3 protein-coding genes and 1 pseudogene are annotated in these 3,161 nt (G+C 67.4%); 1 reads left to right on the top strand and 3 read right to left on the bottom strand.

The window, feature by feature from the left end; all coding sequences use genetic code 11:
- Both AC1DOC_RS26120 and AC1DOC_RS26125 read right to left on the bottom strand, forming a co-directional pair.
- A pseudogene (locus tag AC1DOC_RS26120) lies at window positions 1-336 on the bottom strand (aromatic ring-hydroxylating dioxygenase subunit alpha); the annotation flags it as partial.
- Window positions 337-349: 13 nt separating this feature from the next.
- Window positions 350-1,027 carry a Rieske 2Fe-2S domain-containing protein gene (locus AC1DOC_RS26125; RefSeq protein ID WP_478079767.1) on the bottom strand — a complete coding sequence of 226 codons (678 nt, stop codon included), beginning with the start codon at window positions 1,025-1,027 and terminating at the stop codon, window positions 350-352.
- 55 nt (window positions 1,028-1,082) lie between these two features.
- Between AC1DOC_RS26125 and aroQ the strand changes: the two genes are divergently transcribed.
- Window positions 1,083-1,523, top strand: coding sequence for a type II 3-dehydroquinate dehydratase (gene aroQ, locus AC1DOC_RS26130; RefSeq protein ID WP_012746849.1), 441 nt, complete (start codon window positions 1,083-1,085; stop codon window positions 1,521-1,523).
- Window positions 1,524-1,547: 24 nt separating this feature from the next.
- Here the strand turns inward: aroQ and AC1DOC_RS26135 are convergent, their stop codons facing one another.
- Window positions 1,548-3,095: a SpoVR family protein gene (locus tag AC1DOC_RS26135; protein WP_012746850.1), complete on the bottom strand. Its 1,548-nt coding sequence runs from the start codon at window positions 3,093-3,095 to the stop codon at window positions 1,548-1,550.
- Window positions 3,096-3,161: the final 66 nt, after the last annotated feature.

The raw sequence follows: 3,161 nt of genomic DNA on the forward strand, positions 1-3,161 counted from the left end.
GTTCTCGATCACGCGCAAGCCCGACACCGCCACGCCGATGGCGCCGCAGTCGATGATGCGGCGCCCGGCTTCGCCGTATTCGGGAAAGTCGAACAGCGGCCGTGCGGGCCGGCCGCTCGGGCAGACCCAGAGATGGCCGTGGCGCGCCTGGACCGAGAGCGCGCGTGTGCCGAGCCGGCATTGCGGCATGTCGGCGTCATCGGTCCACAGCTGCAGCGTTTCGCCGAGCAGGCGAACTGCGCGGGGCCGCGCTTCGGAGCTGCCGGCGAGCGCCGCCGCGGGGCCTGCGACCAGCCAGTCGTCGAGCATGTTGGGGTCATCGGTGACGAAGGGCATGGGGTTCTTCCGGTCAGGCTTGCGGCTGCTGTTGTTCTTCGATTTCGCCGCGCAGGGCGCGCGCGGCGGCGTACAGCTTCTTCATGGCGCCGCTGCCGGGCGCGGCGGGCGTCCAGAGGTGAATGAAGGCGAGCTGCGGCTGTGCATCGAGCATCAGCGCGGCGGCATCGACCTTGCCGAGCGCGCCGCGCAAAGCAGGCGGCGCCTCCGACCCGAATCCGCGCGCCGCGAGCGCATCGCGCACGCGGGCCACGCCGGCGCGCACGCTGAGCGTGCGGCAGAACGACCACCCGGCCGGCACGGCATCGCCCGGCGGCGGAGAAGGCGGCGTCTCGGCCGCGAGGCTCACCCACAGCATGCCGGCCGCCTCGGCCGCATGGAACACCTTCGCGCACACATTGCGCGGCGCTGGCATGCCGGGATGGGCGGGAATGCTCGCGCACTGGCCGTTTCCGGCGTCGTATTGCCAGCCGTGGTACGCGCAGGCGAGGCGGTCCTGCAGCACCTGCCCCAGCGTGAAGCGCACGCTGCGGTGCGGGCAGCGGTTTTCCCAGGCCTGCGCGGCGCCGCTGGCCGCACGCCAGAGGGCCAGCTCCTGGCCTTCGGCAAAGCCCGCGACGATGTTGGCGCCGGGGCGCAGTTCGGCCGAGCGGGCCACGGGATGCCAGGTTGGAATGCTGTCTGTGCTCATGATGCGCACCACCTTAGCGCAACCATAATGGCGGCATCCCAGGAAGCCATTCACCATGAAGAAAATACTCGTCCTCAACGGCCCCAATCTCAACCTGCTCGGCACCCGCGAGCCCGAGCAATACGGACGCGACACGCTGGCCGACGTCGAGCGCCTGTGCCAGGAGGCCGGCGCAAAGCACGGCGTGGAGATCGAATGCCGCCAGTCGAACCACGAGGGCGTGCTGATCGACTGGATCCACGAGGCCGGCCGCGAAGTGGCCGCGGGCCACATGCTGGGCGTGGTGATGAACCCGGGCGCCTACACCCACACCTCGATCGCGCTGCACGACGCCATCAAGGGCGCGAGCGTGCCGCTGATCGAGCTGCACATCTCGAACGTGCACGCGCGCGAGGAATTCCGCCACCACTCGTACATCTCGCCCGCGGCGCGCGGCATCATCGTGGGTCTTGGCGTGAAGGGCTACGTGCTGGCCATTGCGGCCCTGGTGCCCTGACGAGCCCGCTGCGGCGCCGGCCGCTCAGTCGGTTTGCCGCGGGGCCGCGGCCTTCCAGCTGCGGGTGATGTGGCCCTGGGCATCGACGCTCTCCAGGTGCACGTCGAAGCCCCAGAGCCGCGCGACGTGCTTGAGCACCTCTTCGGCATCGTCGTGCAGCGGCAGGTTGTTGCGCTGCGTGTGGCGCAGCGTCAGCGCGCGATCGCCGCGCATGTTGACGTTCCACACCTGGATGTCGGGCTCCCTGCTGCCGATGTCGTACTGGCGTGACAGCGATTCGCGCAGCGCGTGGTAGCCGCTGTCGTCGTGGATGGCGGACACCTCCAGCTCGGGTTCGCTCTGGTGGTCGCGGATCGCGAACAGCCTGAAATCGCGCATGGTCTTGGGACTCAGGAACTGGCCGACGAAGCTCTCGTCCTTGAAGTTGCGCATGGCGTAGTCGAGCGTCTTGACCCAGTCGGTGCCCGCGAAGTCGGGGAACCAGCGGCGGTCTTCCTCGGTGGGCTTTTCGCAGACGCGCCGCAGCTCGGTGAACATCGAGAAACCCAGTGCATAGGGGTTGATGCCGCTGTAGGCGCGATGCCCGACGGGCGGCTGGAAGATCACGCCGGTGTGCGAGCTGAGCCATTCCATCATGAAGCCGTCGGCGAGCTGGCCGCGGTCGTACATGGTGTTCAGCAGGGTGTAGTGCCAGAACGTGGCCCAGCCCTCGTTCATGACCTGGGTCTGGCGCTGCGGATAGAAATACTGCGCGATCTTGCGCACGATGCGCACCACCTCGCGCTGCCAGGGCTCGAGCAGCGCGGCGTTCTTCTCGATGAAATAGAGCAGGTTCTCCTGCGGCTCCGAGGGGAAGCGGCGGGACGAGTCGGATTCGGTGGTGTGTTCGCTCTTGCGCGGCAGCGTGCGCCAGAGGTCGTTGACCTGCTGCTGCATGTAGCGCTCGCGTTCGGCACGCTGCGTGCCTTCCTGCGCCAGCGAGCGCTTCTGCGGGCGGCGGTAGCGGTCGACGCCGTAGTTCATCAGCGCGTGGCAGGAGTCGAGCAGCTGCTCCACCGCATCGAGGCCGTGCCGTTCCTCGCATTCGGCGATGTAGTGCCGCGCATAGACGAGGTAGTCGATGATCGAGGACGCATCGGTCCACATCCGGAACAGGTAGTTGCCCTTGAAGAAGCTGTTGTGGCCATAGGCCGCATGCGCGATCACCAGGGCCTGCATGGCCATGGTGTTTTCTTCCATCAGGTAGGCAATGCAGGGGTCCGAGTTGATGACGATCTCGTAGGCCAGCCCCATGTGGCCGCGGCGGTAGTTCTTTTCAGTGGCGATGAACTGCTTGCCGTACGACCAGTGGCGATAGATCATGGGCATGCCGACGCTGGCATAGGCATCCATCATCTGCTCGGCGGTGATCACCTCGAGCTGGTTGGGATACACGTCCAGGCCGAAGCTCCTGGCCGTCTTCGCGATCTCGGTGTGGTAGGTCTCGATGAGATCGAAGGTCCAGTCCGACGGACTGGGCAGGCGTTCCAGGCGTTCGGTGCCGCGCGCGAGGGGAGGGTGGTCGGAGGTCATGCGGGCACTCCCTCCTTCTTGAAGAGGTCGCGGAAGACGGGGTAGATGTCCCGCGCGTCGGAGACC

Source organism: Variovorax sp. 01T439_2 (assembly GCF_056398445.1).

What these genes read in the sequence shown, in the direction of transcription:
- AC1DOC_RS26135 (WP_012746850.1), bottom strand. Translation starts at nt 3,095, where the DNA reads ATGACCTCCGACCACCCTCCCCTCGCGCGCGGCACCGAACGCCTGGAA.
- AC1DOC_RS26125 (WP_478079767.1), bottom strand. Translation starts at nt 1,027, where the DNA reads ATGAGCACAGACAGCATTCCAACCTGGCATCCCGTGGCCCGCTCGGCC.
- aroQ (WP_012746849.1), top strand. Translation starts at nt 1,083, where the DNA reads ATGAAGAAAATACTCGTCCTCAACGGCCCCAATCTCAACCTGCTCGGC.